A 26,595-nucleotide genomic window follows, 5' to 3' on the forward strand; every position below is an offset into this window, starting at 1 on the left:
AGCGGGTGCGTGCCGGCCGCGAGGGGGAGCGTGGCCGGGTCGTGCGGTGGTGCGGGTCGTGCTCCGCCGGGCGGCACCGGCCGGCGGGTGATCGGGGGTCAGGCCATGTCGAACTGCTCCGTGTGGATGTGGTCGTCGGGGACGCCCATCACGGTCAGCGCGCCGTGCACGTCGGAGACCATGGAGGGCGGCCCGCAGAGGAAGTAGTCGTTGCGGGCGGACACGTCGAGGGTGTCCAGGACGGTGGTCAGCAGTGCGACGTCGATCTCGCCGGTCGCGCCCGTCCACGTCGCGGAAGGGCGGCGGAGAACCTCGGTGACCTCGAGGTCGAGGTAGTGGCGCAGCATCGCGAGCTCGTCGCGGAAGAGCAGGTCACCGGTGTCCCGGGCGACGTAGATCAGCCGGTGCGGCCGCTGGTCACCTCGGTCGGCGGCCGTGCGCAGCATGCTCATCATCGGGGTGATGCCCACGCCGCCGGCGATCAGGACCAGCCCGGCCGCCGGGACGTCGTCGCAGGTGAACGAGCCGTAGGGCCCGTCGACCCACACCGACTCCCCGGCGCGCAGGTCCCGCACGCCGGTCGCGAAGTCGCCCGTGCCGCGGATGGTGAACTCGGTGTACCGCGGGTCGTGTGCGCTGCTGGCGATGGTGAAGGGGTGTTCCTCCACCGCCGATCGCTGCAGCCGCACCCACGCGAACTGGCCGGGTGCGAACCGCAGTCCCTCACCGCCCTCGCGCGGGGAGAGCACGAGCGTGGTCACGGTCGGGTTCTCCGCCCGCACCGCCTGCACGGTGAACTCACCACCCTGGTCGAGCACCGCCTTGCCCCACCAGCGGGCCGCGAACACGACCACGACGAGCAGGCCGAGCGCGGTGAGGATCGGGCCCATCACGGCGTCGTTGACCAGGTGCTGCAGCCAGAGCACGTGCAGCGCGCTGCCGCCGAGCACGAACACGGCGAGCATCACGTGCAGCCAGCGCCAGACCTCGTAGCGCAGGTTGATCTTGCGCTTCCAGATCGCCAGCACGACCAGCAGCCCGATCGACACCGTCGCCGCGACCGCCGCACGGGCCCGGTTCGGTGCGCTCTGCACCATCAGCAGCCCGACCTGGGTGGGGTTGGCCGCGACGACGGCCGCCAGGTGCACGGCGATGAGGATCGCGGAGAGGATCCCGAGCTGGCGGTGCAGCCCGAGCACCGTCTCGATGCCGAAGGCCCGGGTCAGCCCGCGCAGCCGGGAGGGGAGCGCGGCCGTGCAGACCAGCGCGGAGAGGGCCACCAGACCGGTGACGGACGACAGCTGCCGCCACATGCTCATGGGCTCGGTCGTCAGCAGGTGCGCCACCGCGGGGCCCGCGAGCACCACGAGCAGTGCCGTCACCCATGCTGCACGGGCGCCCGCCGCCGGGGCCGCCGAGACCGTCGTCCTGTCCACGGCGAGGGACGGTAGGCAAGGCCCGGCGCAGGGGTACGGAAGCTTAAGGGCCCGCCGGGCGACGGCGCCCGGCGCGGGCCCGGCGGTCGACGACGGGCACGAAGTTGCCCCGAACGCCCTGGCAATTGCTCCGAACGCCGAGCAACCCCCTCAGATTCGGCTCGGGCGTCCGCTGAACGGTCGCCCACCGCCACCGCTCGCAGACCGACCGTGGCCACACGGCGCAGGCGCGCCGACACGGCCCGGGTCCGTGCCCCTCGTCCGCCGTTCGGCTCGCCGCCCTGGTGAGGTTTCCCGCAGGCCCGCACGGCACACTTCCTGCGCGCGGAAACGTCGTCGCAACCCGAAAGGTGCACTGTCGGGGCGGTTTCGTGGCGCATACTCCGTAGGTCACGGAAGAGTCACGGCGGGGGAGGGCTTCCATGGCAGGACGAGCGGGGCGCCGACGACGGCGTGGGCCCGCGCTGCGCGCGCCGGTGCTGCTGGCGACCGGGTTGCTGGTCGCGCTCCTCGCCGGCTGCGGGGCGCCCTCCTGGACCTACGTCACCAACTCCACCGACCGTACCTATCTCAAGGTGCCCACGTCGTGGAGGCAGGTCGACCCCGCCGAGGTGGAGAGCCGGCTCGGGGTGGAGCCCGCGAAGGACTCCACCGAGGGGGTGTGGATCCAGGCCTACGACGCGGATGCTCGGCCCTCGCTGAGCCACATCATCGGCGAGTCCGCGACGTCCCCGGCGGTCCTGGTCACGGTCCAGCCCATCCCGGAGAAGTCGCGCGGGCAGATCTCGCTGGACACCATCCGGGACTTCATCTACCCGGTCTCCGAGACCGCCCGCCAGACCATGCAGTTCGGCGGGCAGCAGAGCGGGTTGACCGGCTTCACCCTGCTCGGGGACCAGGTGCTCACCCCGGGCGACGGGGTCCGCGGCGTGCGCACCGTGTTCTCCTACCGGGTCAACGGCGGCGAGCCGCAGATCTTCGACCAGACCGGCTACCTCAACGACGACGCCAGCAAGCTCTACCTCGCGCTGGCCCGCTGCTCGGCGGACTGCTTCGAGAAGCGGCAGGGCGAGATCGACGGCGTCGTCAGCTCGTTCACGGTTCGGGAGGGCCCATGACCATCACCGACGACCCGACCGATCCCGGGAAGCCGGGGGCGCCGGACGGCCCGTCGCCCGAGGCGCACCACGAGCCGCCGCCACCGAGGACGGACGTGCGGCGCACCAGGATGGCGCTGTGGGACCGGGTCAAGATCCTGCTGCTGCTCGCCGTCGCGTTCCTCGTGCTCGTGTGGGCGATGGTGGCGGACAACCCGCTGATCACGTTCGCCGACGCGCTGCGCCTCCAACTCGTCGAGCAGCAGTGGCTGCTCTGGCTCGCGGGCCTCGAGGCCCTGCGGCAGGTGCACTACCTGCTCTCCGAGCGCATCGCGGCCTATCACCGGTTCTGGTCGCAGAAGGTCTTCGGCGGCACCGACCGGCTGCTCAAGCGGCGGTTCTCGGACTGGACGCGGTTCCGACTGGCCCGGATCCTGAAGCTGGTCGCGTTCCTCGCGCTCGTGGCCGTGATCCTGGCGCAGGTCCTGGAGACCTCGCCGCTGCTGGCCCTGTTCGAGGCGCCCGCGCTCATCTGGCAGGCCCTGCCGATGATCTTCCAGCTGTTGTTCGCGTTCTTCTTCATCGCCTTCCAGTTCATCGGCCTGTTCTGGCTGCTGTCCCGGGGTGGCGTGGACACCTACTACCCGGACGACATCAAGACGCGGTTCTCCGACGTCTGGGGTCAGGACCACGTGGTCCAGCGGATCCGCGAGAACATCATGTTCCTGGAGAAGCCGGAGGAGATCGAGGCCAAGGGGGGCTACGTCCCCGGCGGCATCCTGCTCTGGGGCCCGCCCGGCACCGGCAAGACGCTGATGGCCGAGGCCGTCGCGGGCGAGACCGGCAGGCCCTACGTCTTCGTCGACCCCGGCGCCTTCATCAACATGTTCATGGGTATCGGCATCCTGAAGGTGAAGTCGCTGTTCCGGAAGCTGCGCAAGCTCTCGCTGCGCTACGGCGGGGTCATCGTGTTCTTCGACGAGGCGGACGCGCTGGGCAACCGGGGGACGCTGGCCTCGACCGGCCCCGGTGGGGGGCCGCGCGGGTTCGGTCCCGCCCCCTTCCACGGCACGGGCTGCCACGGCTTCTCCTACCTGTCCCGGGACACGCAGTCGATGCTCTTCCGGGAGTCCATGGCGTCGGCGCCGCCGGTCGAGGAGCCGCGCAGCCGGTTCGTGATGGGGGGCGCGATGGGCGGCGGCGGGGGCGGCATGGGCACGCTCCAGGCGCTGCTCACCGAGCTCTCCGGCCTGAAGAAGCCCCGCGGCCTGCTCAACAGGTGGGGCCGGCGGGCGCTGGGCATGCGGCCCAAGCCGCCGCCCAAGTACCGGATCCTCGTCATGATGGCCACGAACATGCCGGAGTCGCTCGACGAGGCACTGCTGCGGCCAGGTCGCATCGACCGGATCTACCGGGTCGGCTACCCGTCCAAGGCCGGCCGGATCCGCACCTACCAGGGCTACCTGGACAAGGTGCCGCACGAGATCACCGACGAGCACCTCGACAAGCTCGCGACGATCACCCCGTACGCCACCGGCGCCACGATCAAGGACCTGGTCAACGAGGCCCTGATCACCGCGATCCGGGACGGCCGCGAGGTCATCACCTACCGCGACCTGATGCGGGCCAAGCAGCTCAAGGAGCTCGGCCCGCCGGAGGACGTCGAGTACATCGAGCGCGAGCGGCACGCCGTGGCCGTGCACGAGGGCTGCCACGCCGTCGTCGCCTTCCGGGTGCGCGAGCACATGGAGATCGACCTCGCGACGATCGAGAAGGGCAGCGACTACCTGGGTATGGTCGCCAGCATCCCGCCGGAGGACCAGTTCACCCGGTGGCGGTCGGAGTACGAGGCGGACATCCTCGTCTCGCTCGCGTCGCTGGCGGGCGAGCGGATGTTCTTCGACGGCGACAGCTCGTCCGGGGTGTCCGGCGACCTCGAGTCGGCGACCACGGTGGCGTCGTTCATGGAGGGGTTCTGGGGCATGGGGTCGACGGTCTCGTCGTACTCCTCGGCCCGGCGGCTCGAGGTCGGCTCCCCGGGCGGCGGCAAGGGCGCCCCGGGCAAGGACGGCAGCACCGAGGACGTGCTCCGCCGGGCGCTCGCCGACCGGATCGAGGACCACCTCGGACTCCTGCTCGACCGGGCCGCGGAGATCCTGCGGGAGAACCGCTCCTCCGTGCTCGCCATCGCGCACGCCCTGGAGACGCACAAGACGCTGACCGGCGAGGACGTCGAGGCGGTGCTGACCGGGCAGGAGGGCCCCACGGTCGACGGCCGCATCTACGCCGACCCGGAGTTCCTCACCCTGCTCGAGGAGTACCACGCCGCGGCGGCCGGGGCCCACCGCGCCCACGCCCCCGTCCGGCTGGCCCTGCCCGCGATCCGTGAGCGCGAGGAGGGCAGCTCGGCGGCGGCCATGCCACCGCCGGCCACCCCGTAACCGAGCACACGTCGTCACCGAGCACACGTCGTCACCGAGCACACGTCATCACCGAACACACGGCGTCACCGAACACACGGCGAACGCCGGCCCGTGGACCGTCGGAGAGCCCGACTCACCGAAGCCAGGAGCCCGACTCGCGGAACAGTGCGCGAGTCGGGTTCTGGGCTTCGGTGAGTCGGGCTTCTTGTGCCGGGGGACGAGGGTCGCCCGGCCCCGGACCCGGCCGGTGGCGGAGTCGTGTGCGGGCGGGTGGGGTCGGGCGGGATCATGGGGCCGTGGCGGAGGACAGTCGCGGGGCGACCGAGTGGGCCGTGCCCGGCCAGGTGGGCGTCGGCCCGTGGGAGGGGCCGTGGCCCGACGACCCGCGCTACGACCCCGAGCTCCTCGAGCACGGGGACCGGCGCAACGTCGTCGACGCCTACCGGTACTGGCGGCGGGAGGCCGTGGTCGGCGACCTCGCGACCCGCGCCCACCCGTTCCACGTCGCGATCGAGAACTTCGGCCACGACCACAACATCGGCACCGTCGTCCGCACGGCGAACGCGTTCGCGGCGGCCGCCGTCCACGTCGTCGGACGACGGCGGTGGAACCGGCGCGGAGCGATGGTCACCGACCGCTACCAGACGTTGCACCATCACCCGGACGTCGCCGGACTGCTCGCCTTCGCCCGCGAGCACGGACTCGTGGTGGTGGCGGTCGACAACACCGCGGGCTCGGTGCCGCTGGAGACCGCCGAGCTGCCTCGCGAGGCGGTGCTGCTCTTCGGCCAGGAGGGGCCGGGCCTCACGGACGAGGCGCGGGCCGGAGCCGACCTCCTGGTCTCGATCGCCCAGTTCGGCTCCACCCGCTCGATCAACGCCGGTGTCGCCGCGGGCATCACGATGCACACGTGGGTCCGGCAGTACGCCGACCTCTCGCGCGCCTGGTGACGAGCCGGACGGCCGCCGGGACCTGCCCGGTCACCCGCAGAACCGGCACGGCAGCTCCTCCCCCGGCTCCTCGGCCCGGGCCCCGTCGGCCCGACCCTCCTCGGGCACGAGCAGCAGCGCCTCCACCGGCGGCCCGCCCGGGAGCTGGTACAGCCGGTTCGCGCCCGGCAACCACGCCTCGGAGTCCGGGAAGGCGAGCAGGCTGACCAGGCCCTCGGGCAGACCGACCGTGTCCCCGGGACCGAGCCGGCCGCCGAGCCGGACGTACTCGCCCAGCCGGTTGAGCACGCGTGCCGCCGTGGCCTGGTCGAGCGCGAACACGATCAGCTCGGGATGGTCGAAGCCGGACAGCCCGACCGTGTACACGAAGGGTGGGCCCTCCGCGTCTCCCAGCACCGCCTGCAACGCCCAGCCGTGCCCGCGGATCGTCTCCCGCTGCCAGGCCTCGTACTGGTCGATGCGATGCACGAGCTCGGAGGGGATCTCGGGGTTCATGCCGCGGACGGTAGGCCCGACCCCCGACAGAAAACGTCTGCGAGGATCGTCGCGATGACGAGCCGGTGGACGGATCGGGCGGCCGCGGCGGAACGCGCGGTCACCCGTCGCTACCTGCATCGCGTCGGCGGGGTGCTGCCCGCCACCCGAATCGGGCGCATCCGCAGCCCGCGGCCCGCCGCGCCCGGCGAGCGGGCCCGCGCGCTCATCGGGCCGTGGCACTACTGGTGGCAGGCCCACCTGCTCGACTGCCTGGTCGACGCCCAGGGCCGGGCCCCCGGGCGGGGCCGGGCGGCGGCGATCGCCGGGCTCGTGCGCGGGATCCGGGTACGCAACCTGGGCCGCTGGACCAACGACTACTACGACGACATCGCCTGGTTCGGCCTGGCCGTCCAGCGCGCCGGGGTGCGGGTGCGGAGCCGGCGCGCGGCGCTCGACGCCGTCACCGCCCGGATCCGGGCCGCGCACACCCCGGCGGGGGGCGGCGGCATCTGGTGGCGCCGCGGCGACGACTTCACGAACGCCCCCGCCAACGGCCCGGCCGCGATCCTGCTCGCCCGCACCGGCGCGGTCGAGGACCTGGTGACCGCCGCCGCGCTCACCGACTGGATGGCGGCCACGCTCGTCGACCCGGCCACGGGCCTGGTGCGCGACGGCGTCCGGCTCGACGCACAGGGCGGGATCCGGGAGGTCGCGGCCACCACCTACACCTACTGCCAGGGCGTCTACCTCGGGGCCTGCGTCGAGCTGGCGCAGCGCGAGGGCGATGCCCGCTGGTCGCACCGCGCCGCCTCCGTGCTCGCGGCGACGGCGCGCGGGCTCGCCGAGCCGGACGGGGTGATCGGCGGCTACGACGACGGCGGTGACGGCGGGCTGTTCAACGGCATCCTGGCGCGCTACCTGGCCGACGCGGCGGTCCGCCAGCCCGGACTGCCGCACGCCCGGGACCTGGTCCTCGCCAGCGCGGAGTCGGTCTGGGAGAACCGGGCGGACACGGCCGCGGGGCCGGCCTTCGCGCACGACTGGCGCACGCGTGCCCGCCGGCCCGCCGCCGGGACACCCGACGGCGATCTGTCCGTGCAGCTCTCGGGCTGGATGCTGCTGGAGGCCGCGGCCCGGCTGGAGCGCGCAGGCGTCGCCTGAGCGCGTGGTCGGCAGGGGCGCCGCGTCAGGGGCGGTCGGTCGCCGAGCCGCCCGAGCCGCCCGGGCCCGCGGGACGTGCCACTGCGGACCCGGCGGGCTCCGCGCCGTCGTCGACCGGTTTGCGGACCTCCAGCACGTACCGGACGATCCCGACGGCGGTGCCGATCGCGAAGAAGGCGATCGCCGCGACCACCGCCACCTGGCGCACCCACGGCACGCGGTCGAGCAGGCCCGCCGCGTAGTAGCCGAGCATCATCAGGGTGGGCACCCAGACCAGGGCGCCGACCAGGTTGGCCAGCAGGAACTTGCGGTTGTCCATGCGCGCGGCGCCGGCGATGGCGGGGGCCAGCGTGCGGACCCACGGCACCCAGCGCGCCACGACGACCGACCAGAACCCCCACCGGTCGAGGAACCGCCCGGCCCGGTCGAGATTCTCCCGGGTCAGGATCCGCCCGCCCTTGCGGACCTTGATCCGGTTCCCCGTGTAGCGGCCCACCAGGTACCCGACCTGGTTGCCGGCCACCGCGACGACCACCGCGGCCGCCGAGAGCAGCCATGCGGAGACCTCGAGCTGGTGGGCGGCGAGCACCACGCCGGCGGCGACGAGCAGCGAGTCGCCCGGCAGGAACAGCCCGATGACGAACGCGCACTCGAGGAACACGAACGAGAGGACGACGACCCAGACCGTCACCGGCCCGGCCGAGCCGAGCGGGTCGAGGGCCAGGACGGTCTCGCGCACGTGTCTCTCCGGTCGGCGGGTGGCCGGGTCAGCGGGGGTGGCCGGGCGGGCGCTCGTCGGGCCGCACGATCGGGATGCGGACGGTCGCGTCCGGGTCGATCCCGTCGGCGGGAAGGGCGCCGTGGCCCTGCCGGCGGGCGCGCAGGAACTCGACGACGATCGGCACGACCGACAGCAGCACGATCAGGAGGAGCATCAGCTCGATGTTGACCCGCACGAACTCGATCTGGCCGAGGAAGTAGCCGAGCACCGTGACGCCGGCGGCCCAGGCCACGCCCCCGATCAGCGAGTACGTGAAGTAGCGCCTGGCCTCCATCTTCCCGACGCCGGCCATCACGGTGATGAACGTCCGGACGATCGGCACGAACCGGCCGAGGACGATGGCGCGGTTGCCGTACCTGTCGAAGAACTCCTGTGTCTTCGTGACGTGCTGCGGTTTGAACAGCCTGCTCCGCGGCCTGTCGAAGACGGCGGGGCCGGCCTTGCGCCCGATCAGGTAACCGCACGCGTTGCCGGCGAAGGCCGCTGCCACGAGCAGGAGGCAGACCAGCCACAGCGGGGTGCGGATGGCACCCGAGGCCACGAACAGGCCCGCGGTGAACAGCAGCGAGTCACCCGGTAGGAAGAAGCCCAGCAGCAGGCCGCACTCGGCGAACACGATGAGTGCGAGGCCCAGCAGCGCCCAGGGGCCGAGCCAGCCGATGATGACGTCGGGCTTCAGCCATTCCGGGCCCAGGGCGAGCGTGTGGGTCACGACGAGGACGGTACCGGGCGCACCTGTGCGTCCCCTCAGCCGACCGTGGGAAGGACCCCGGGGAACAGCAGCGAGACGAGCCCGATGCCCGCGCCGAGCACCAGGCCCGCGAGCAGCGCGAGCACCAGCGCCCACACGATCTGCCGGCGCAGCGCCGCGTCGAGGCCCGGCACCGGGGACCGCGGGCGGGGGGCGGCGTGCCCGGTCGGGGTCGAGGCGGCGGAGACCGCCTGGGCGTGCAGCGCCTCGGCCAGCCGCCGGCCGGGGTCCGCCGACGGGCTCGGCGTCGCGTGGGCGTGCGGGTTCGTCATGGTCGTCCTCCCGGGCCTCATCTTCCCCCGGACCGTTCCGCCATCACCCGGGCCACCGCGTCGAGCGCCCGGCTGGCCGTGGACTTGACCGTGCCGCGGGTGATCCCGGCCGACTCGGCGATCTCGGCCTCGGACAGCCCACCGTAGTAGCGCAGCACCAGGACCTCGCGCTGCCGCGGGGGCAGGGCGCCCAGCGCCTCGACGACGGCCTGGTGCTCGGCCGAGAGCATCGCCAACGACTCGGCCGACCGGGCGTTGACCTGGTGCGGGGCCACGTACTCGCGGGCGGTGCGGCGCCGGCGCAGCACGGACCGGGACCCGTTGACGACGGCGGTGCGCAGGTACCCGACGGCCGCGGCCTCGTCGCGCAGCCCGGCCCAGTGCCGGTGCAGCCCGGCGAAGGCCTCCTGGACGACGTCCTCGGCGGTGGCGGGCTCGTCGACGAGCAGCACGGCGAGCCGGACCAACCGCATCCGGTGGTCGCGGTAGAGGTCGGCGAGGGTCAGGGGGGCGCCCGGGTCCTGCGGCGGCGGCGGGGCGGCGACGGCGGGATCGGGCCGTGAGTCGATCCGCCGCAGCCTGCTCAGCGTGCGCTCGACCGTGCTCTCGTAGCCGCCGGTGTCCACCGGGTTCGCTCCCCCCACGGGCGCCACCTTATCGAGGGTGGCGTTCGCGCAGACGGGGCTCGTGAAGTCGACCGTCGACGCCCTTCGGCACGTCGGTGCTGGTGGGTGATACTGGCGGGCGACGACGCGGACCCGAGGAGGGCATTCAGATGCCGATCGCCAGCCCCGAGATCTACAACGAGATGCTCGACAAGGCCAAGAGCGGGGAGTATGCGTACCCGGCCATCAATGTGACCAGCTCCGAGACGCTGCACGCGGCCCTGCGCGGCTTCGCCGAGGCGGGTAGCGACGGCATCGTGCAGGTCTCGACGGGCGGTGCCGAGTTCCTCTCCGGCACCCGGGTGAAGAACATGGTCACCGGTGCGACCGCGCTCGCCGAGTTCGCCCACGTGGTGGCGGACTCGTACCCGGTCAACGTGGCGCTGCACACCGACCACTGCCCGAAGGACAAGCTCGACGGCTTCGTCCGCCCGCTCATCGCGACCAGCCAGGAGCGCGTGGCCAAGGGCGGGAACCCGCTGTTCCAGTCGCACATGTGGGACGGCTCCGCGGTCGAGCTCGAGGAGAACCTCAAGATCGCGGCCGAGCTGCTCGACGAGGCGGCCAAGGCGAAGATCATCCTGGAGATCGAGATCGGCGTGGTCGGCGGCGAGGAGGACGGCGTCGCCAACGACATCAACGAGAAGCTCTACACCGCGCCCGGCGACTACGAGCGCACCGTCGAGGCCCTCGGCGCCGGTGACAAGGGCCGCTACCTGTTGGCCGCGACCTTCGGCAACGTGCACGGCGTCTACAAGCCGGGCAACGTGAAGCTGCGGCCGGAGATCCTCAAGGAGGGCCAGCAGGTCGCCACGCAGAAGCTGGGCCTGGCGGAGGGCTCCAAGCCGTTCGACCTGGTGTTCCACGGCGGCTCCGGCTCGCTGCTGGAGGAGATCCACGAGGCGCTGTCCTACGGCGTCGTGAAGATGAACGTGGACACCGACACCCAGTACGCCTACACCCGGCCGATCGCCGCGCACATGTTCGAGAACTACGACGGCGTCCTGAAGGTCGACGGCGAGGTCGGCAACAAGAAGACCTACGACCCGCGCTCGTACGGCAAGAAGGCCGAGGTCGCGATGTCCGAGCGCGTCGTCGAGGCCTGCGAGTCGCTGAAGTCCGCGGGCAGGTCCCTGGCGGGCTGAGCCCGGCCGGATCGCACGCGGGGTCGACGGGGCAGGATGGGGACATGAGTCTGCACGGCAACCTGCTGGGCCCCGAGCCCACGCGCCTGCCCGTCGACCCCGCCGCGGCCGCGCTGGCCGCGGGCGAGGACCCGGCCGACGTCGCGGCGGCCAACCCCGCGTCGTCGATCGCCTGGGCGGTCCTCGCGGAGAACGCCCTGGCGGAGAAGCACACCGTGGCGGCGTACGCCTACGCCCGCACCGGCTACCACCGCGGCCTGGACCAGCTGCGCCGCAACGGCTGGAAGGGCTTCGGCCCGATCCCGTGGTCGCACGAGCCGAACCAGGGCTTCCTGCGGGCGCTGGGGTCGCTGCTGCGCGCCGCGGAGGCGATCGGCGAGACGGACGAGGTCGAGCGGATCCGGTCGTTCCTCACCGACTCCGACCCGGCCGCCGCCGCGGCGCTGGGCGTCTCCTGACCCCCAGCCGTCGGACGAACGCTGCTCCATGAGCGTGGCTGCACGGGCGCGCACCCGGCTGGACCTGGGGGCGCGTCGCCTGCGGGTGTCGGCGGTGCCGATCGTCCAGTGCGGGCTCGCGGCGGGCCTGGCCTGGTTCGTCGCGGCCGACCTCGTGGGGCACGCGCGGCCCTTCTTCGCCCCGATCGCCGCGGTGATCAGCCTCGGTGTCGCGCTGGGGTCCCGGCTGCGCCGGACCGCCGAACTCGTCCTCGGGGTGAGTCTCGGCGTGCTGATCGGCGACCTGCTGATCTCCTGGATCGGCTCGGGCCCGTGGCAGATCGCCCTCGTGGTGGCCCTGGCGGTGGCGGTCGCGGTGTTCGCCGACGGCGGCACCGTGCTCGTCGCGCAGGCCGGCTCGTCGGCCGTGCTGGTGGCGACCCTGCTGCCGCCGGGCCAGAGCGGCGGGCTCGACCGCTGGGTCGACGCCCTGATCGGCGGCACCATCGGCCTGCTCGTCTCCGCGCTGCTGCCCTCCCATCCCCTCGGGCCGGTCCGCCGGCAGGCCCGCCGCGCCCTGGACGAGCTCGCGGCCGTGCTCTTCGGGGTCGCGGAGGCGCTGCGCGGGCGGGACGAGGAGGCGGCGGCCGAGGCGCTGCGCCGCGCCCGGCGCAGCCAGCCGCTGGTCGACGAGCTGCGGGCCTCGGTGAAGTCCGGGCGCGAGGTCACCGCCGTGGCCCCGCTGCGCCGGCCGCACCGCGCCGAGGTGGCCCGGTTCGCCGAGCTGGCCGAGCGCACCGACTACGCCTTCCGCAACACCCGGGTCCTCGCCCGGCGCGCGCTCACCGCGCTGCAGGACGACGAGCCCGCGATCGAGGCCCTGCCCGACGCGGTCGCCCAGCTCGCCACCGCGGTGCAGAAGCTCACCGCGCAGGTGGGCGGGGGTGATCGCGAGGCGGCTCGTGCCCCCATCCTCGACCTCGTGCACGACTCCCCGATCCTCGGCGCCGCCGCCGGCGACCTCGGCGTGTCCGAGCAGGTGATGATCGCCCAGCTCCGCTCGATCGCGATCGACCTGCTGCAGGCCACGGGGCTCAGCCGTCCCGAGGCCCAGCGGGCCCTGCGCGCCGAGCTCTGACGCCCGGTGCGCCGAGCGCCGGCTCACGCGGTGCGCCGAGCGCCGGCTCACGCGGTGCGCCGAGCGCCGGCTCACGCGGTGCGCAGCGCGAGCTCCCGGCCCGTCCAGCGGCGGCGCAGCCAGCGGTCGTGCGAGGCGACGACGACGGCGCCGGGGCCGGTCCCCAACGCCTCCTCCAGCTCGTCGGACAGCCGGGGCGAGAGGTGGTTCGTGGGCTCGTCGAGCAGCAGGAGCTGGGGCGGGTCGGCGATCAGCAGGGCCAGTGCGAACCGTCGGCGCTGCCCCACCGACAGCTCACCGACCCGCGCGCCCAGGTCCCGTGGTGCGACCAGGCCGAGCGAGACCAGCGGCACGGCCCCGGCGCGCTCGGGGCCCAGCGTGCGCTCCCACGTCTCCCGTACCGTGCGGTCCGGCCGGGTGAACACGGTGTCCTGGGCCAGCATCCCGACGCTCAGCCGACGTCGCCGCCGGACCTCGCCCTCCGCGGCGAGCGACCCGGCGAGGACGGCGAGCAGCGTCGACTTGCCCGCGCCGTTCGGTCCGGTCACGAGCATCCGGTCGGCCGCCGTCACGTCGAGCCGCTCCACCGCGAGCCGCCCGGGGACCCGGACCCCGCGGAGGGCGACGAGGACCCCGTCGGGCGAGGCCGCGGCCAGTGCGGGCGCGCGGAAGCGCAGCGGCGCCGGCGGGCGGCGCACCTGGTCCCGCTCGAGCTCCCCGAGCCTGCGCAGCGCGCTGCGGACCCGACTCGACACCTGCCGCTCGACGCGCTGCGAACGTCGGCCGTAGCCCATCTTGTCCCGGTCGGGCGGCGGCCGGTCGTGCGCGACCCGGCGCGAGGTCACCGCGACCGAGTGCCGCAGCTCCGCGAGCTCCTCCTGCTCCTCGGCGAACCGCCGCTCCCAGCGCTCGCGTTCGGCGCGCTTCTCGGCGAGGTAGCCGGTGTAGGTGCCGCCGTACCGGGTCGGCCCGCCGAGCGCCGGGTCGAGGTCGACGATGTCCGTGCACACCGCGTCGAGGAAGGCACGGTCGTGGCTCGCCGCCACGACCGCGCCCGGCATCCCCCGCAGCTCCTCCTCGAGGAAGCCTGCGGCGGCGTCGTCGAGGTGGTTGGTGGGTTCGTCCAGCAGCAGGGCCGCGGGTCGGCGGAGCAGCAGCGCGGCCAGCGCGAGCCGTCCGCGCTGGCCCCCGGAGAGGGTGCCGAGCGCGCGGTCGTGCGCGACCCCGCCCAGTCCCAGCCCGGCGAGCACCAGCTCGGCGCGGCGGTCCGCGTCCCAGGCGGCGTGCCGCTCGGCGGACTCCAGGCGCTCGCCGTACTCGGCGAGGAGCGCGGCGTCGTCGGGCGCCTCGGTGAGCGCCGTGCCGATCCGCTCCAGCGCGGCGAGATCGGTGCGGGCCTCGTGCAGGGCGTCGTCGACGACCGCGGCGACCGTGGCCGCCGGGTCGTACGGCATCTCCTGGTGCAGGAACCCCAGGACGGCGGGGCGCGTGACGCTGCCGCCGTCGGGCTCGTCCGCCCCGGCGAGCAGTCGCAGCAGGGTGGACTTGCCGACGCCGTTCTCGCCGATCAGGCCGATTCGGCGGCCGGGTGCGGCGGCGAGGGACACGCCGTCGAGCACCCGGCGCGTGCCGAGCGTGCGGACGAGGTCCTGGGCGAGCAGGGCAGCGTGGACGGGAGGGGGAGCGGGCACGGCGACACCACCGGGGACGATCGGGATCTCGCGCCCGCCGGGCTCGTGCCGCGGCCGCGGGCGCAGGGTGGGGTCAGAGCTCCATGACGGGATCAGCCTCGCGCACGGCGCCCCGTGCCCACAACCGATTTGCGCCCGAGCCGCAGCCGTGGTGCCCGCTCGGTGACGCAACCCCGACGCGCGGCAGGGGCCTCGGGCAGTCCCGTCCCGCCCACTCCGGCGGCGCCTCGAGGACATGCGCGACGGGCGGGGCCGAGGTGGCGACGCCGGCGTACTCCCACCTGGTCGACGACCTCGGACCCGACCCGCCCGATCGGCCCGGCAGGGGTCCGGCCGGCCGGGGATCCGATCGACCGGGAAGGATCGGCCGGGCAGGATCGGCCCGGCAGGTTCCGGCCCGCCAGAGGGCCGCCCGGGAGGAAACCGGGCGGTCTCCCTCACGTGGCGGAACCGCCGGCAGGACGTCGTCGGTACGTTCCACAGCGGTGACTCGGGCGTCACACCGGGTACGCCACACTGGTCCGGACGACGTGGGGTGCGTCCGGCCGGGTCAGGGAGGATCGGAAGCCATGCAGTTCCTGATCAGGTGCGTGCTGGCGCCGCTGGTGCGGATGATCTGGCGGCCACGGGTGCAGGGAATGCAGAACGTCCCGGCGTCCGGGCCGGTGATCTTCGCCGCGAACCATCGCGCGGCCGTCGACACGGCCGTGATACCGCTGGTCACGCCGCGCCCGGTGGCCTTCCTCGGCAAGGCCGAGTACTTCACCTCGTGCAGCCTCAAGGGGCGGCTGGTCGCGCGGTTCCTCACCGCCTTGGGCTACGTCCCGGTCGACCGGGCCAACGCCAAGGCCGGGCTCGCCGCGCTCGAGGCGGGGCGCACGGTCCTGCGCGCCGGCGGTGCCTTCGGCATCTACCCCGAGGGCACCCGCTCGCTCGACGGCCGGCTGCACCGCGGGCACACCGGCGTCGCGTCGCTGGCCCTGTCCACCTGTGCCGTCGTGGTGCCGGTCGGGCTCGTGGGGACCGAGAAGGTGCAGCCGGTCGGCGCCAGGCTGCCGCGTGTGGCCCCGATCGAGGTCCGTTTCGGCCGGCCGCTGGACTTCAGCCGGTACGACGGCCTCGAGGGCTCCGCCGCGATCCGCCGCGCCGTCACGGACGAGATCATGGACGCGATCGCCGAGCTCAGCGGCCAGGAGTACGTCGACCGCTACCACCGGCGCCCCGGCGAGGCCGCCGCGGCCTGACGCCGGCTCGCGCACGGCCGGCCCGAACCGCTCGACCATCGTGCCCACGGCGGCGACCACCGCCGGGTCGCGGGCGGATCACCTCCGCCGTCCGGCACGACGGGCCCTCGGTGAGGCAGGATCCGTCCATGAGGGATCTCGCCGAGGAACTGGCGGCCGCGGTCGACCGCGATCTCGCCCCGGTCGACGCCGTGCTCGCGGCCGCCTACCCCGGCGACGTCGGGACCCGGCAGCCGGTGCACACGGTCTACGTGCCGGCGGACCGCTTCGACCGGTCCTTGTCCGCCGCGTGGGGCGCCACCGCCTGCGAGGTGTTCGACGCCCACGCCCCCGGCCAGGCCGAGCTGGCCGCCTGCTGGGGCATCCCGGCGTCCGCGGCCGACGCGCTGCGCACCCGGGTCCGGGACAAGCTGGTCACCGAGCCGATCGAGGACCTGCGGATCGACTTCGAGGACGGCTACGGCGTGCGGTCCGAGGCGGAGGAGGACGCCGAGGTCCGCCGCGCGGCCGCGGAGCTGGTGGCCTCCGTCGACGCCGGGACCGCGCCGCCCTTCACGGGGATCCGGTTCCGCAGCCTCGAGGCGGCGACCCGGCGTCGCGGGGTCCGCACCCTGACCGCGTTCGTCGCCGAGCTGGCCGCCCGCGGCGGGGTGCCCAACGGCTTCGTCGTCACGCTGCCGAAGGTCACGGCGGCGGCCCAGGTCACCGCGCTGGTCGCGGTGCTCGAGGCGCTCGAGGAGGCGCACGGCCTGCCCGGCGGCACGCTGCGGTTCGAGATCCAGGTCGAGACCCCGCAGACCGTGCTCGGGCCCGACGGCGCCTCCCCGCTGCCCGGCATGATCGCCACCGCCGAGGGCCGCTGCTCCGGCCTGCACTACGGCACCTACGACTACTCCGCCTCGCTCGGCATCGCCGCGGAGTACCAGAGCATGGAGCACCCGGCGGCCGACCACGCGAAGTCCGTGATGCAGGTCGCCGCGGCGGGCACCGGCGTGCGGCTGTCGGACGGCTCCACCAACGTCCTGCCGGTCGGCTCACCGGAGGCGGTGCGCGCGGCGTGGCACCTGCACGGCCGGCTCGTCCGCCGCTCCCTCGAACGCGGCTTCTACCAGGGCTGGGACCTGCACCCGGCCCAGCTGCCGAGCCGGTTCACGGCGGTCTTCGCCTTCTTCCGCGACGCGGCCGACGCGGCCGCCGCCCGGTTGCACGCGTACCGGGAGCGCACCGACTCCGGGTTCCTCGACGAGCCGGCCACGGCCACGGCGCTCGCCGGGTTCCTGCTGCGCGGCATCGACTGCGGCGCGCTCGACGGCCAGTGGGTGGAGAAGGAGACCGGGGCCGACCTCGCGGAGCTGTCCCGGCTGGCCCGTCGCACCACCCGCTCCCCGCGCTGATCCGACTCGCCCGGATCGCCCGCCGCCCGGCGCACCGGGGCCGTCCCCACCCCGGCCGTCGGGTCCGCCCCCGGCGTTTCGGGTGCGCGCTCCCTCGTCCGGGTGTCGGCCCCGCCGCCATCCTCCGCTGAACCCGCCGCGAGCCCGCGGCGTCGGATCGGGGAGGACGGAACGTGAGATCGAGAACGGGGACGGGGACGGGGACGGGGACGGCACGGATCGGAGCACCGAGGGGGGTGCGCCGGGTGGCGCTCGCCGTGGCGGCGGTGGCGGGCGCCGTGGTGCTCTCGTCGTGCGCGCTGCCCGGGATGCTGCTGCTGGCGCCACCGGCACCGGTCGAGCCGCCGGCGGCGCTCACGCCCTTCTACACACAGGTGCTGGCCTGGGGCCCGTGCCTCCCGCTCGCCGACGACGACCGGCAGCGCGAACTGTTCGGCAGCCCCGGCCTGGAGTGCTCCCGGCTGACCGTCCCGCTCGACTACGCGAAGCCGGAGGGGCGGACCGCGGAGGTCGCCGTGCTGCGCGCCCGGGGCGGCCGGGACCGTGTCGGCTCGCTGGTGCTCAACCCCGGTGGCCCGGGCGGCTCCGGTGTGGAGATGGCGGCGATGTTCGCGCAGGGGCTGGCCGGCGGGGTCTTCGACATCGTCGGGTTCGACCCGCGCGGCGTCGGGAACAGCACGCCGACGATCGACTGCCTCACCGACGCCGAGTGGGACTCCCACCGGGCCGAGTCCCCGCGCGAGACGGTCCAGGGGGGCCCGGCCGCGGCGGAGGAGCGGGCACGGCAGCAGGCCGAGGAGTGCGTGCAGCGCTCCGGCGGCTCCGACGTCCTGGCCAACGCCGGCACGCGCGACGTGGCCCGGGACATGGACGTCCTGCGGGCGGCGCTGGGCGACGAGAAGCTGACCTACCTCGGCTACTCCTACGGCACCCGGATCGGGTCGACCTACGCGGAGATGTTCCCGCAGAACGTCCGCGCGATGGTGCTCGACGGCGCCGTCGACCCGAAGCAGACCGGTGCCGAGAGCGCGATCGCGCAGATGGCGGGCTTCCAGGCCGCCTTCGACACCTATGCCGCGGACTGCACGCGGTACGCCGACTGCCCGCTGGGCACCGACCCCGCCCGGACGACCGCGGAGTTCCAGGCCCTGGCCCGGCCGCTGCTCGACACGCCGGCACCCGCGGCCGACGGGCGCACCCTGTCCTACTCGGACGCGGTCACCGCCGTGGTCGCCTCGCTGTACAACCCGGCGGGGTGGCCGCACCTGACGAAGGGCCTCGCGGAGCTGCGGGCGGGCGACGGCACCCCGTTGCTCGTAGAGGCCGATGCGTACTACGGCCGCCGCCCGGACGGTGGCTACGGCAACGACCAGGAGGCGCTCATGGTCGTGAACTGCCTGGACGGGAACCGGACGACGGACCGGGCCCAGCAGGCCGAGCTCCAGCGCCGCGCCGCCGAGGCGGCCCCGTTCGCGGACCCCGGCCTGCCGGTCGGGGACGGGGCACTCGACACCTGCGCCCAGCTGCCGGTCACGCCGACCTCGCAGCCGCACCTGCCCCACGCCGAGGGCCTGCCGCCGACCCTGGTGATCTCGACGACGGGTGATCCCGCCACGCCGTACCAGGCCGGCGTCGACCTGGCCGCCGCGCTGGGCTCGCGCCTGGTCACGGTCGAGGGCACGCAGCACACGGCCGCGCTGCAGGGGAACTCCTGCGTGGACTCCGCGGTGGGCGCCTACCTGGTGAACCTCACGGTGCCCCAGGAAGACCTGCACTGCCGGTTCACGGAATCCTGACGGAGGACCGGGGAGGGGTCCGGCGGCAGACGTGCCGCCGGACCCCTTCGTCCGTCCCGCGTGCGTTCGGTGCGCCGCCCTCGGCGACCGGGCGGGTGCGGACCCGGGGCCGGCGGCCGTCAGAGGAAGCCCGTGACGCCCGCCCACGCCCCCGGGGCCGGGGGTGCGTCGTCGCGGACGACGGAGGCCTCGATCAGCCCGTAGGGCCGGTCGGCGGCGTGCCAGATCTGGTGGGGATTGTCGAGGCCCCACTTCTCGAGGTCGACCAGGACGTGGTGCTTGTTGGGCATGGAGAACCGGATCTCGGTGACCTCCGGGTGGGCCGTCAGCGCGGCCTCGCCCATCGCGTACAGCGTCTGCTGCAACGAGAGGCTGTGCGTGAGCGCGAACCCGTCGAGCAGGATCTGCCGGATCGAGGTGAACGACCCGTCCCAGTCGACGTCCGTGCCCAGGTACCGCCACCGGGCCGTGACGGCGGTGGCGAGGATCCGGTCGTCCGTCTCGACGAGCGAGGTGTACGGCACGTCCGGGAAGCCGCGGAACTCGCTGCCGGTGCTCTTGAGCACCGTCAGCCCGGTGAGCCCGGAGACGACCGTCTCCTCCGCCCCGTGCTTGGTGACCACGCACGTGCGGACCTCGCCCCCCGGCCTGACGAACGCGTGGCCGTGGGGGCCGCCCTCCGTGGTCGTGATCCGCTCCCAGCGGTCCAGGTTCACCTCCTGCCGCGACCCCGTGACCTGGTCGAAGCCCTCGACGAAGTAGCGGGCGAGGAGCAGCCCGAACGCCTCCGGCGACCCGACGCCGTGCCGCCGGGCGAGGGCGTGGACGGTGTTCTTCTGGGTGTCGGTGGCGATGACCCTGCCGTTGTCGCCGGTCAGGTAGGTGTCGGCGAAGTCGCCGAGCAGTTGGCTGGTGACGGTGACGTCGGTGATCGTGTGCGCCGGCGTCGACCGGTCCACGTGCACCAGGTGGCACTCCGCCTTGCCGTACTGGGTGTCGCCGAGCGAGATGCCCACTGGTCCTCCGGTCGTTCGGGTGCAGGTGGTGAGGGGTCGGGTCCCGTCGGTGGCGGGCGCCCACCGTGGCGCCCACTGCGATGCTCTGCGGCATGGCAGGCATCAGCACCCACGTCCTCGACACGGCCCTCGGTCGTCCGGCCGCCGGGGTCGCGGTCACCCTCACCGCGCCGGACGGCACCGCCCACGCGGGCACCACCGACGACGACGGCCGGGTGGCCGACCTCTACACCGGCCCGCCCGCCGCCGGCACGTGGACCGCGGTGTTCGCGACCGGCTCCTACCACGCCACGACCGGCCAGGAGGCCTTCTTCCCCGAGGTCACGATCGCCTTCACCACCGACCCGCAGCGGGGGCACCACCACGTCCCGCTCCTGCTCTCGCCCTACTCGTACACGACCTACCGCGGCAGCTGACGCTGCCCGTGCGCGGCGTCGTCGAGGGTGGACGGGATCAGGTCGCGGAGGACCACGAAGCCCCAGCGGCGGTGGCACTCCGCCGCGGCGGTGGGCTCGGTCGGGTACACGCCGAGATCGGTGAACGTGCCCGGGTCGAGCGTCTGCAAGCTGTTTCCTCCAGCGTGAACCACGTGGTTCACCGAGGATGACCGGCGCGCCCGGCGCCGGGCAACACACCGCGGTTACGTTCGCGTGAAAGGGCTGCGGCGGCGCCTGCGCCCCACCCCGACCCGGGTCCCACCGAGGATCTCGGGCGCGGCCGGGACGACGGTGTCGGGCGTTTCCTCGGGGTGCCGCGAGCCGGGCCGGTGGTCCAGCCACCGGTGCGCGGCGATCTTGACCCGGTCCTCCACGAGGAACCAGACCACCGAGTAGGCCCAGACCACGCCGGCCCAGCCCCAGCCGAGGGGGGTCATGAACAGGCCGTGGACAGCGATCAGCGTGGCGATCAGCTGGGTCCCCAGCACCGCGGCGACCAGGGGCCGGGCGGGCGCGGGCCGGCTCCAGAACGGCCCGCGCGTGCGCGTGACGAAGATCGTCAGGTGCCCCGAGACCGACAGCTTGAGGTAGATCAGCGTCTGGACCGTGCCGGGCGGCAGGTGCAGCACCCGGTCGGCGAAGGCGAAGAGCAGGAAGGTCTCCAGCACACCCAGCACGCCGATCGCCGACGCCACCGCGGCGACGCGGCGCATGTCCCAGACGGCGGGCCGCCGCGAACCGCGCGCGTTGTCGTAGGCGATCGCGAGGATGGCGCCGTCGTTGAGCAGTGCCAGGAACACGATCATCACCGGGGTGACGGGGAAGACGCCGAAGGCCAGGATCGCGACGCCGATCAACAACAGGACGCGCAGGGTCTCGGCGATGCGGTAGGTCGCGTAGCTGGTCATCCGGGCGAAGATCTCGCGGGCCTGCCGGACCGAGTCCACGATCACCGAGAGCCCCGGAGCCAGCAGCACGACATCGGCCGCGGCGCGCGCGGCGTCGGTCGCTCCGGCGACCGCGATCCCGGCGTCGGCCTGGGTGAGCGCCGGCGCGTCGTTGACCCCGTCGCCGGTCATGCCCACGACGTGGCCCCGCCGCTGCAGCGCCCGCACGATGCGGAACTTGTGCTCGGGGAAGACCTGCGCGACGCCGTCGGCGCGCTCGAGCTGCCCGGCGAGGTCGTCGTCGCCGGCCCCCAGCGCCGCCGCGTCGACGATGCCGGTCCCGATGCCCACGTCGCCGGCGACCTGGCGGGCGATCGCGAGCTGGTCGCCGGTCACCATCAGGACACGCACGCCGAGTGTCCGGGCCGACGCGACCGTGTCCGCGGAGTCGTCCCGTGGCGGGTCGGCCAGCGGGAGCAGCCCGAGGAGCCGCCACGGGCCGTCGCCGTCCCGGCGGGCCACGGCGAGCGAGCGTCGACCGCGGCGTGCGGCGTCCTCGACCGCGGCCGTCATGGCCCCCGTCGCGGTGGTGCCGGGTGCCGGTTCGGCCCGGACGAGCGCGGCGACGACCTGCGGTGCGCCCTTCGTCACGACGAACGGGCGGCCGTCCGGGGAGCGGCCCGTGGCCTCGGTCCGCTTCCCGACGGGGTCGAAGGGGACGAACCGCTCGACGGTGCCCGGTCGCCGGTCGCCCGCGGCGGCGAGCACGGCGAGGTCGATCGGGTCCCGGTCCTCCGCGCGCGAGGCCAGCGCCGCCGCACCGAGCAGCGCGTCGACGGTCACGCCGGGCGCGGTCCAGGGATCCACGACGGCCAGCTGGTTGCGGGTCAGCGTGCCGGTCTTGTCCGCGCACAGGACGTCGATGCCCCCGAGCTCCTCGACCGCGGGAAGGTGCGACACCACGGCGTCGCGCCGGGCCAGCCGCCGTGCCCCGACGGCCATCGTCACCGAGAGCACCGCGGGCAGGGCCACCGGGACCGAGGCGATCGTGACCACGAGGGCGTACTCGAGCACGTCGGCCGGCGGGCTGCCGCGCAGCAGTGCCACGACGACGGTCAGGGTGACCAGGACCGCGGCCAGTCCGATGAGCCACCGGCCGATCCGGAGGACGGCGCGCTGGAAGTGGCTGACCTCGCCGGCATCGCGGACGAGGGCCGTGGTGCGCCCGAAGAAGCTGTCGGGTCCGGTGGCACCGACGAGCGCGTCGCCCTCGCCGCGGACCACGACGGCGCCGGAGTAGAGCAGGCCGTCCACCGCGCAGGTCACCGGCAGGGACTCGCCGGTCAGGGCGGACTGGTCGACCTCCAGCGGGCCGCCGTCGAGCAGCGTGGCGTCGGCCGGGACGACGTCGCCGATCCGGGTGCGGATCACGTCGCCGGGCACCAGGTCGCGGACCGGCACCGTGCCCCAGCGGCCGTCCCGGAGCACCCGGGCGGTGCCGGCCAGCCGGCTCTTCAGGGCGGCGATCGCGGTGGCGGCCTGGTGTTCCTCGGCGAAGGCCACGCCACCGTTCATCAGCAGCAGGGCGCCGATGATCGCGGCGTCTGTCCACTTCCCGACGGCCAGCGACAACGCCAGTGCCGCCTCGATCATCCACGGGATCGGGGCCCAGAAGTAGCCCAGCAGGACCAGCACCGGGTTGCGCCGGTTCTCGGCGATCTCGTTGGGCCCCGTGCGCTCCAGCCGCGACCGGGCCTCCTCGGAGGTCAACCCCCGGGCCGCGCCCTCGGCCGCGGGCGGCGTCGGACCGGGCCCGGCCGGCCCCCGGTCCCCGCGTCCGGGCGTCCCGGTCCGACGCTCCGTGGTCATCGCGTGGCCCCGGGCACGACCGCGACCGGGCACCGGGCGCGATGCAGCACCTCGCGCCCGACCGAGCCCAGCAGCGCGCCGGCGACCGGGCCGCGGCGCCGCGAGCCGAGCACCACGAGCCGGGCCCCGTCCGCCAGCTCGACCAGCGTGTTCGCCGGCCGGTCCCGCCCGGCCACCCGCCGGACCTCGACCTCGGGGTACTTCTCCGCCCAGCCGGCCAGTCGCTCGGCGAGGACCTCGCGCTCCTGCTCCTCCACCGCGGCCCAGCTCCGCGACCCGCCCGCCGGGGCGTCGATCCAGGTGTGCGCGGCGACCAGCACCGTCCCGTGCTCGGCCGCGGTCGTGAAGGCGAACGCCAGCGCCGCCTCGCTCGCCGGTGAGCCGTCGACGCCGACGACGACGGGCCCGCCCTCCTCGCCCCGGAACGACCCCCGCACCGCGACGAGAGGGCAGTGGGTGCGCCCGGTCAGCGCGGTCAGCACCGACCCGGCGAGCACCCCGCCGATGCCCCGATGAGCGCTGTTGCCGAGCACCAGCAGGGCGGCTGTCGCCGACTCCGCGGTCAGCACCGCGACCGGGTCGCCATCGCGGATCACCTGCCCGACCGGGACCTCCGGTGCGATCTGGTGGACGAGGGCGGCCGCGGCCGCGAGCCGTCCGTGGGCCGCTTCCCGGCGCAGGTCCGCGTCGTACCCCGGCCCCCCGGCGTCGCCCAGGTGTCGTCCGGCCGGCGCGGTGGCCGTGACCAGCCGTACCGTGGCCCCGGTGGGCCGGGCCCGTTGCGCCGCCCAGACGGCCGCGTCGCGCGCCCGGTCGGATCCGTCGACGCCGACGACCACCGCTCGTCCGTCCTCGTGCACGTCGCCCACTGCGTTCCCTCCTGCAGATCTGCTCCGCGACGACCTTGCTCCGGAGGGCATCGCCGCGGTACCGGGCGCACGACCCGCTGACCAGGGTCCCCGGGCCGCCCCGGGGCAGGGGCCACGGTCGTGAACCCGGCCGGTCCGACGATCACGACGACCCGGGCGCCGCGCAGGTCACGGCCCGCCCCCACGTGGCCGCCGGCAGGGCGCGGGCCGGCGGGGGGCAGGGGCGGCGGAGCGTCGGGGCCGGCGGGGGATCGGTGCCGGCGGGCAAGCAGGAGCGGCGGGGGTCACGGCCGGCGCGGGGCGAAGGCGTCGAGCAGCTCCTGGGGCCACTCCGCGCCCGGGGCACGGGCGGCCCGCAGCGCGCCGTTGATCAGTGCGGGGTCGAGGCCCGCGCCGGACAGGGCGTCGCGCAGGTGCATCGGCGGGAGGGCGTCGAGCCAGCGGGCGGCGGCGGCCTCCACCCCGGCGTCGGTCAGCTCGCCGTGGGCCCGCAGCCGGGCGAACCCGCCGTCCGGATAGATGTCGATCTTCAGGTGCGTGACGACCGGCGAACCGGGGCGGATCCCGAAGCGGTGCGGGGTGTCGGGCCGGACCGTCCGACGCGGCACGATCGGCGTCCACACCCGCGACACCAGCGCGTCCGGCGAGATCGGTCCGTCGACCCGGCACCCGCTGATCTGCGCCTCGCCCGGCGCGTTGCCCACGAAGTGGCTGGTGTCGAACTCGATGTCGCGCAGCCGGCTGGGCCCCGCCAGCGCGACGATCACCCAGTCGTTGCCGGCGTCGCGGCGCCGGGCGGTCTCCCAGCCCTCGCCCATGGTGCGGGCGGGCCCCGGCAGCAGCAGGTTCGCCGGCGCGGAGAAGAACCTGTCCGAGCAGCTCACGACCAGTCCGCCGCGATCCTGCGAGGCGAGGTCGACGGTGCCGTGCAGCAGCCGCGGGTCCACCACGGCCTCGCCGTGCACCCGGAACCGCGCGACCCCGCCGTCCGGGTGGATGGTCAACCTGACGTGCGTCCAGCGGCGCGGGTTGCGGACGTCGTACACGTTGGCCCGGTCGCCCTTCGCCGGCGAGCGCGGCACGAGCGTCTCCCACTCGGCGGTGGCCAGCTCCTTCTCACCGGGATAGTCCTCCAGCGCGGTGGCCTCGACCGAGATCTCCGGCGGGTAGTTGCCGCGGAAGTACGAGGTGTCCACGACGACGCCGTGCACGATCCCCGGGATTCCCAGCCGGACGACCGCGTGGTCGGAGCCGGGCTCGCGACGCCGGCGGGTCTCCCAGCCGTCGTAGACCTTGCCCCGGTAGCCGAACTCGGTGCGCGGCTGCACCGGACCGGGCATGACGAGCGCGGCGCGGTCGGCGAAGAAGTCGTCGTTGGCGGCCACGACGGCCCCGCCGAGTCGCCGCGCCGCCAGGTCGGGCAGCCGGACGAAGTCCGCGTCCAGGTCCGGGCCGTCGAGGCGCGCGACCTCCGGCGCGGACCGGGGCCGGGCGGGTCGGGCATCGGGCCGGGTCATCGCTCTCCTGTTCTGGTTCCGCGTCGCAGCAGCCGGCCGGCCGGTGGGCCGGAGGTGTCGATCGTCGAGCCGCGCAGCCACGTGCTCCGCACGACCCCGCACGGCGCGCGGCCGTCGGAGGGGGTGATCGGGTTGCGGTGCGCGAGCCGGCGGGCGTCGACGACGAACGCGTCGTCGGGGGCGAGGTCGAGCTCGCTCACGGTGCCTCCTGGTGGGTCTCGGTGGCTGCACCAACGGCACTCTTGTGCGGACCTACTGCACGAACGGCACTGCCGTGCACCGTCGCGGCGGTCCAGCCGGGATGTGCCGCGACGGCCGCGGCAAGGGCACGCTGGGTGCTCACCGCATCGGGCCCGACGGCCGTGGCGAGGCTCCCGCGCAGCGCGAGCGGGGTGAGCGACCACCAGCTCCCGGCCGCGGCCTCCCCGTCCTCGCCCCAGAGCAGCACCTCCGTGCCGAGCACCCGGCGCCCGGCGAGGTGAGCGGACGAGCCCTGCAGCAGCGCATCACCCAGTTCCTGGGTCTGGTGCAGCAGCGGGACCGCACGAACGGCACTTCTGTGCAGACCTACCGCACGAACGGCACCGTCGTGCACCGAGCCGGGGTCGCCGCCGAACTCACCGCCGACCGCACGAACGGCACTGTCGTGCGCAGCGGCGGTCTCCTCGACCCGCACCGTGCCCCGGTACCGGCCGCTCGGCTCCCCGGCCCGACCGCCCACCAGGACCTCGCGGACCCGCAGCCGGGCGGTCGGGTGGAGCCGGGCGTGCAGCAGCGTGTGGTGGTGGGCCCGGGCCGTGATCACCGTCGGCTCGGGGAGGTACTGGACCGAGCCCCCCTCCTCGACGGTGAGCCGCAGGGTGAGGGAGCTGGGCCGGTCGACGCCCGGCAGCGCGACCGCCGCCGCCACCCCGGTCAGGACCAGCGCGGCACCGGCGCCGACGTGGACCGTGAGCTCCACGTCGTCGCCCGCCAACGGGGTGCTCGCCGAGCCGACCATGTGGACCGTCGCCGTCGGGTCGGTCGCCGCCGCGGTGCCGCGCCGGGGCACGAGCGAGAGCGGCGACTGCGACCGCAGCTCGCGCACGACGCTGCGTCCGCCTGCTCCCCGCTCGACGGTCAGGACGGCCCGGGCGCGCACG

The 26,595-nt window shown here is 74.6% G+C and carries 25 protein-coding genes; 11 read left to right on the plus strand and 14 right to left on the minus strand.

The genetic code is table 11. The features are described 5' to 3' along the window. Positions 1–98: 98 nt before the first annotated feature. Positions 99–1,436, minus strand: coding sequence for a ferredoxin reductase family protein (locus ACL02T_RS16280; protein WP_412831562.1), 1,338 nt, complete (start codon positions 1,434–1,436; stop codon positions 99–101). Between the two features lie 422 nt (positions 1,437–1,858). Between ACL02T_RS16280 and ACL02T_RS16285 the strand changes: the two genes are divergently transcribed. The 3 genes from ACL02T_RS16285 to ACL02T_RS16295 all read left to right on the plus strand — a co-directional run bounded on the left by ACL02T_RS16285 (position 1,859) and on the right by ACL02T_RS16295 (position 5,906). Next, positions 1,859–2,554: a hypothetical protein gene (locus ACL02T_RS16285; RefSeq protein ID WP_412831563.1), complete on the plus strand. Its 696-nt coding sequence runs from the start codon at positions 1,859–1,861 to the stop codon at positions 2,552–2,554. After that, entirely contained in the window at positions 2,551–4,974 is a 2,424-nt protein-coding gene (locus tag ACL02T_RS16290; RefSeq protein WP_412831564.1) for an AAA family ATPase, read from the plus strand. Before ACL02T_RS16285 ends, ACL02T_RS16290 begins: the two co-directional genes overlap by 4 nt. Before the next feature lie 278 nt (positions 4,975–5,252). Then, complete coding sequence (locus tag ACL02T_RS16295) at positions 5,253–5,906, plus strand: TrmH family RNA methyltransferase (RefSeq protein ID WP_412831565.1); 654 nt, start codon at positions 5,253–5,255, stop codon at positions 5,904–5,906. 30 nt (positions 5,907–5,936) lie between these two features. On the opposite strand, the gene ACL02T_RS16300 is transcribed toward ACL02T_RS16295, so the two are convergent. Further along, positions 5,937–6,401 carry a DUF4262 domain-containing protein gene (locus tag ACL02T_RS16300; protein ID WP_412831566.1) on the minus strand — a complete coding sequence of 155 codons (465 nt, stop codon included), beginning with the start codon at positions 6,399–6,401 and terminating at the stop codon, positions 5,937–5,939. A 54-nt stretch (positions 6,402–6,455) separates the two neighbouring features. On the opposite strand from ACL02T_RS16300, the gene ACL02T_RS16305 reads away from it, so the two are divergent. After that, positions 6,456–7,544: a glycoside hydrolase family 76 protein gene (locus ACL02T_RS16305; RefSeq protein WP_412831567.1), complete on the plus strand. Its 1,089-nt coding sequence runs from the start codon at positions 6,456–6,458 to the stop codon at positions 7,542–7,544. A 25-nt stretch (positions 7,545–7,569) separates the two neighbouring features. Here ACL02T_RS16305 and ACL02T_RS16310 read toward each other — a convergent pair whose 3' ends face one another. The 4 genes from ACL02T_RS16310 to ACL02T_RS16325 are packed head-to-tail and all read right to left on the minus strand — an operon-like array spanning position 7,570 to position 9,992. Further along, positions 7,570–8,283 carry a DedA family protein gene (locus tag ACL02T_RS16310; RefSeq protein WP_412831568.1) on the minus strand — a complete coding sequence of 238 codons (714 nt, stop codon included), beginning with the start codon at positions 8,281–8,283 and terminating at the stop codon, positions 7,570–7,572. Positions 8,284–8,311: 28 nt separating this feature from the next. Next, entirely contained in the window at positions 8,312–9,037 is a 726-nt protein-coding gene (locus ACL02T_RS16315) for a DedA family protein (protein ID WP_412831569.1), read from the minus strand. A gap of 35 nt (positions 9,038–9,072) precedes the next feature. Then, positions 9,073–9,348 (minus strand): hypothetical protein, encoded by a 276-nt coding sequence (locus tag ACL02T_RS16320; RefSeq protein WP_412831570.1) that lies wholly within the window; start codon positions 9,346–9,348, stop codon positions 9,073–9,075. Between the two features lie 17 nt (positions 9,349–9,365). Further along, positions 9,366–9,992 (minus strand): SigE family RNA polymerase sigma factor, encoded by a 627-nt coding sequence (locus tag ACL02T_RS16325; RefSeq protein ID WP_412831571.1) that lies wholly within the window; start codon positions 9,990–9,992, stop codon positions 9,366–9,368. Positions 9,993–10,123: 131 nt separating this feature from the next. Here ACL02T_RS16325 and fbaA point away from each other — a divergent pair, with 131 nt between their 5' ends. Genes fbaA through ACL02T_RS16340 form a run of 3 tightly spaced genes read left to right on the plus strand, consistent with a single transcriptional unit; the run spans position 10,124 to position 12,733 of the window. Continuing rightward, positions 10,124–11,158 carry a class II fructose-bisphosphate aldolase gene (gene fbaA / locus ACL02T_RS16330; RefSeq protein WP_412831572.1) on the plus strand — a complete coding sequence of 345 codons (1,035 nt, stop codon included), beginning with the start codon at positions 10,124–10,126 and terminating at the stop codon, positions 11,156–11,158. A 44-nt stretch (positions 11,159–11,202) separates the two neighbouring features. Next, positions 11,203–11,616, plus strand: coding sequence for a DUF3151 domain-containing protein (locus ACL02T_RS16335; RefSeq protein WP_412831573.1), 414 nt, complete (start codon positions 11,203–11,205; stop codon positions 11,614–11,616). 28 nt (positions 11,617–11,644) lie between these two features. Beyond that, complete coding sequence (locus ACL02T_RS16340) at positions 11,645–12,733, plus strand: FUSC family protein (RefSeq protein WP_412831574.1); 1,089 nt, start codon at positions 11,645–11,647, stop codon at positions 12,731–12,733. Between the two features lie 71 nt (positions 12,734–12,804). Here ACL02T_RS16340 and ACL02T_RS16345 read toward each other — a convergent pair whose 3' ends face one another. Beyond that, positions 12,805–14,424 carry an ABC-F family ATP-binding cassette domain-containing protein gene (locus tag ACL02T_RS16345; protein ID WP_412831575.1) on the minus strand — a complete coding sequence of 540 codons (1,620 nt, stop codon included), beginning with the start codon at positions 14,422–14,424 and terminating at the stop codon, positions 12,805–12,807. Positions 14,425–14,993: 569 nt separating this feature from the next. On the opposite strand from ACL02T_RS16345, the gene ACL02T_RS16350 reads away from it, so the two are divergent. The 3 genes from ACL02T_RS16350 (at position 14,994) to ACL02T_RS16360 (ending at position 18,858) form a co-directional block, all read left to right on the plus strand. Beyond that, on the plus strand, positions 14,994–15,668 hold the full coding sequence (locus ACL02T_RS16350; RefSeq protein WP_412831576.1) for a lysophospholipid acyltransferase family protein: 675 nt from the start codon (positions 14,994–14,996) through the stop codon (positions 15,666–15,668). Positions 15,669–15,796: 128 nt separating this feature from the next. Beyond that, positions 15,797–17,062, plus strand: a complete 1,266-nt coding sequence (locus tag ACL02T_RS16355; protein WP_412831577.1) for a DUF6986 family protein — start codon at positions 15,797–15,799, stop codon at positions 17,060–17,062. Between the two features lie 245 nt (positions 17,063–17,307). After that, positions 17,308–18,858: an alpha/beta hydrolase gene (locus ACL02T_RS16360; RefSeq protein WP_412831578.1), complete on the plus strand. Its 1,551-nt coding sequence runs from the start codon at positions 17,308–17,310 to the stop codon at positions 18,856–18,858. 119 nt (positions 18,859–18,977) lie between these two features. Here ACL02T_RS16360 and pucL read toward each other — a convergent pair whose 3' ends face one another. After that, the gene (gene pucL, locus ACL02T_RS16365; protein WP_412831579.1) at positions 18,978–19,874 is read right to left on the minus strand and encodes a factor-independent urate hydroxylase; all 897 of its coding nucleotides are present in this window, start codon (positions 19,872–19,874) and stop codon (positions 18,978–18,980) included. A gap of 92 nt (positions 19,875–19,966) precedes the next feature. Between pucL and uraH the strand changes: the two genes are divergently transcribed. Beyond that, positions 19,967–20,290 carry a hydroxyisourate hydrolase gene (gene uraH, locus ACL02T_RS16370; protein ID WP_412831580.1) on the plus strand — a complete coding sequence of 108 codons (324 nt, stop codon included), beginning with the start codon at positions 19,967–19,969 and terminating at the stop codon, positions 20,288–20,290. Here the strand turns inward: uraH and ACL02T_RS16375 are convergent. From ACL02T_RS16375 to ACL02T_RS16400, 6 genes are all read right to left on the minus strand, one after another. Beyond that, positions 20,275–20,439, minus strand: coding sequence for a hypothetical protein (locus tag ACL02T_RS16375; RefSeq protein ID WP_412831581.1), 165 nt, complete (start codon positions 20,437–20,439; stop codon positions 20,275–20,277). The genes uraH and ACL02T_RS16375 overlap by 16 nt on opposite strands. 75 nt (positions 20,440–20,514) lie before the next feature. Continuing rightward, positions 20,515–23,067, minus strand: a complete 2,553-nt coding sequence (locus ACL02T_RS16380; protein WP_412831582.1) for a plasma-membrane proton-efflux P-type ATPase — start codon at positions 23,065–23,067, stop codon at positions 20,515–20,517. Further along, complete coding sequence (locus ACL02T_RS16385; RefSeq protein ID WP_412831583.1) at positions 23,064–23,936, minus strand: universal stress protein; 873 nt, start codon at positions 23,934–23,936, stop codon at positions 23,064–23,066. The genes ACL02T_RS16380 and ACL02T_RS16385 overlap by 4 nt, the downstream gene beginning before the upstream one ends. A 284-nt stretch (positions 23,937–24,220) precedes the next feature. Then, positions 24,221–25,453, minus strand: coding sequence for an allantoicase (alc, locus tag ACL02T_RS16390; protein ID WP_412831584.1), 1,233 nt, complete (start codon positions 25,451–25,453; stop codon positions 24,221–24,223). Then, positions 25,450–25,653 carry a hypothetical protein gene (locus tag ACL02T_RS16395; protein WP_412831585.1) on the minus strand — a complete coding sequence of 68 codons (204 nt, stop codon included), beginning with the start codon at positions 25,651–25,653 and terminating at the stop codon, positions 25,450–25,452. The genes alc and ACL02T_RS16395 overlap by 4 nt, the downstream gene beginning before the upstream one ends. Next, a complete protein-coding gene (locus tag ACL02T_RS16400) occupies positions 25,650–26,594 on the minus strand; it encodes an urease accessory protein UreD (RefSeq protein WP_412831586.1) in 945 nt (314 codons plus the stop codon). The genes ACL02T_RS16395 and ACL02T_RS16400 overlap by 4 nt, the downstream gene beginning before the upstream one ends. Position 26,595 lies beyond the last annotated feature (1 nt).

Source organism: Pseudonocardia oceanicola (genome assembly GCF_047200735.1).
Classification (GTDB): domain Bacteria; phylum Actinomycetota; class Actinomycetes; order Mycobacteriales; family Pseudonocardiaceae; genus Pseudonocardia.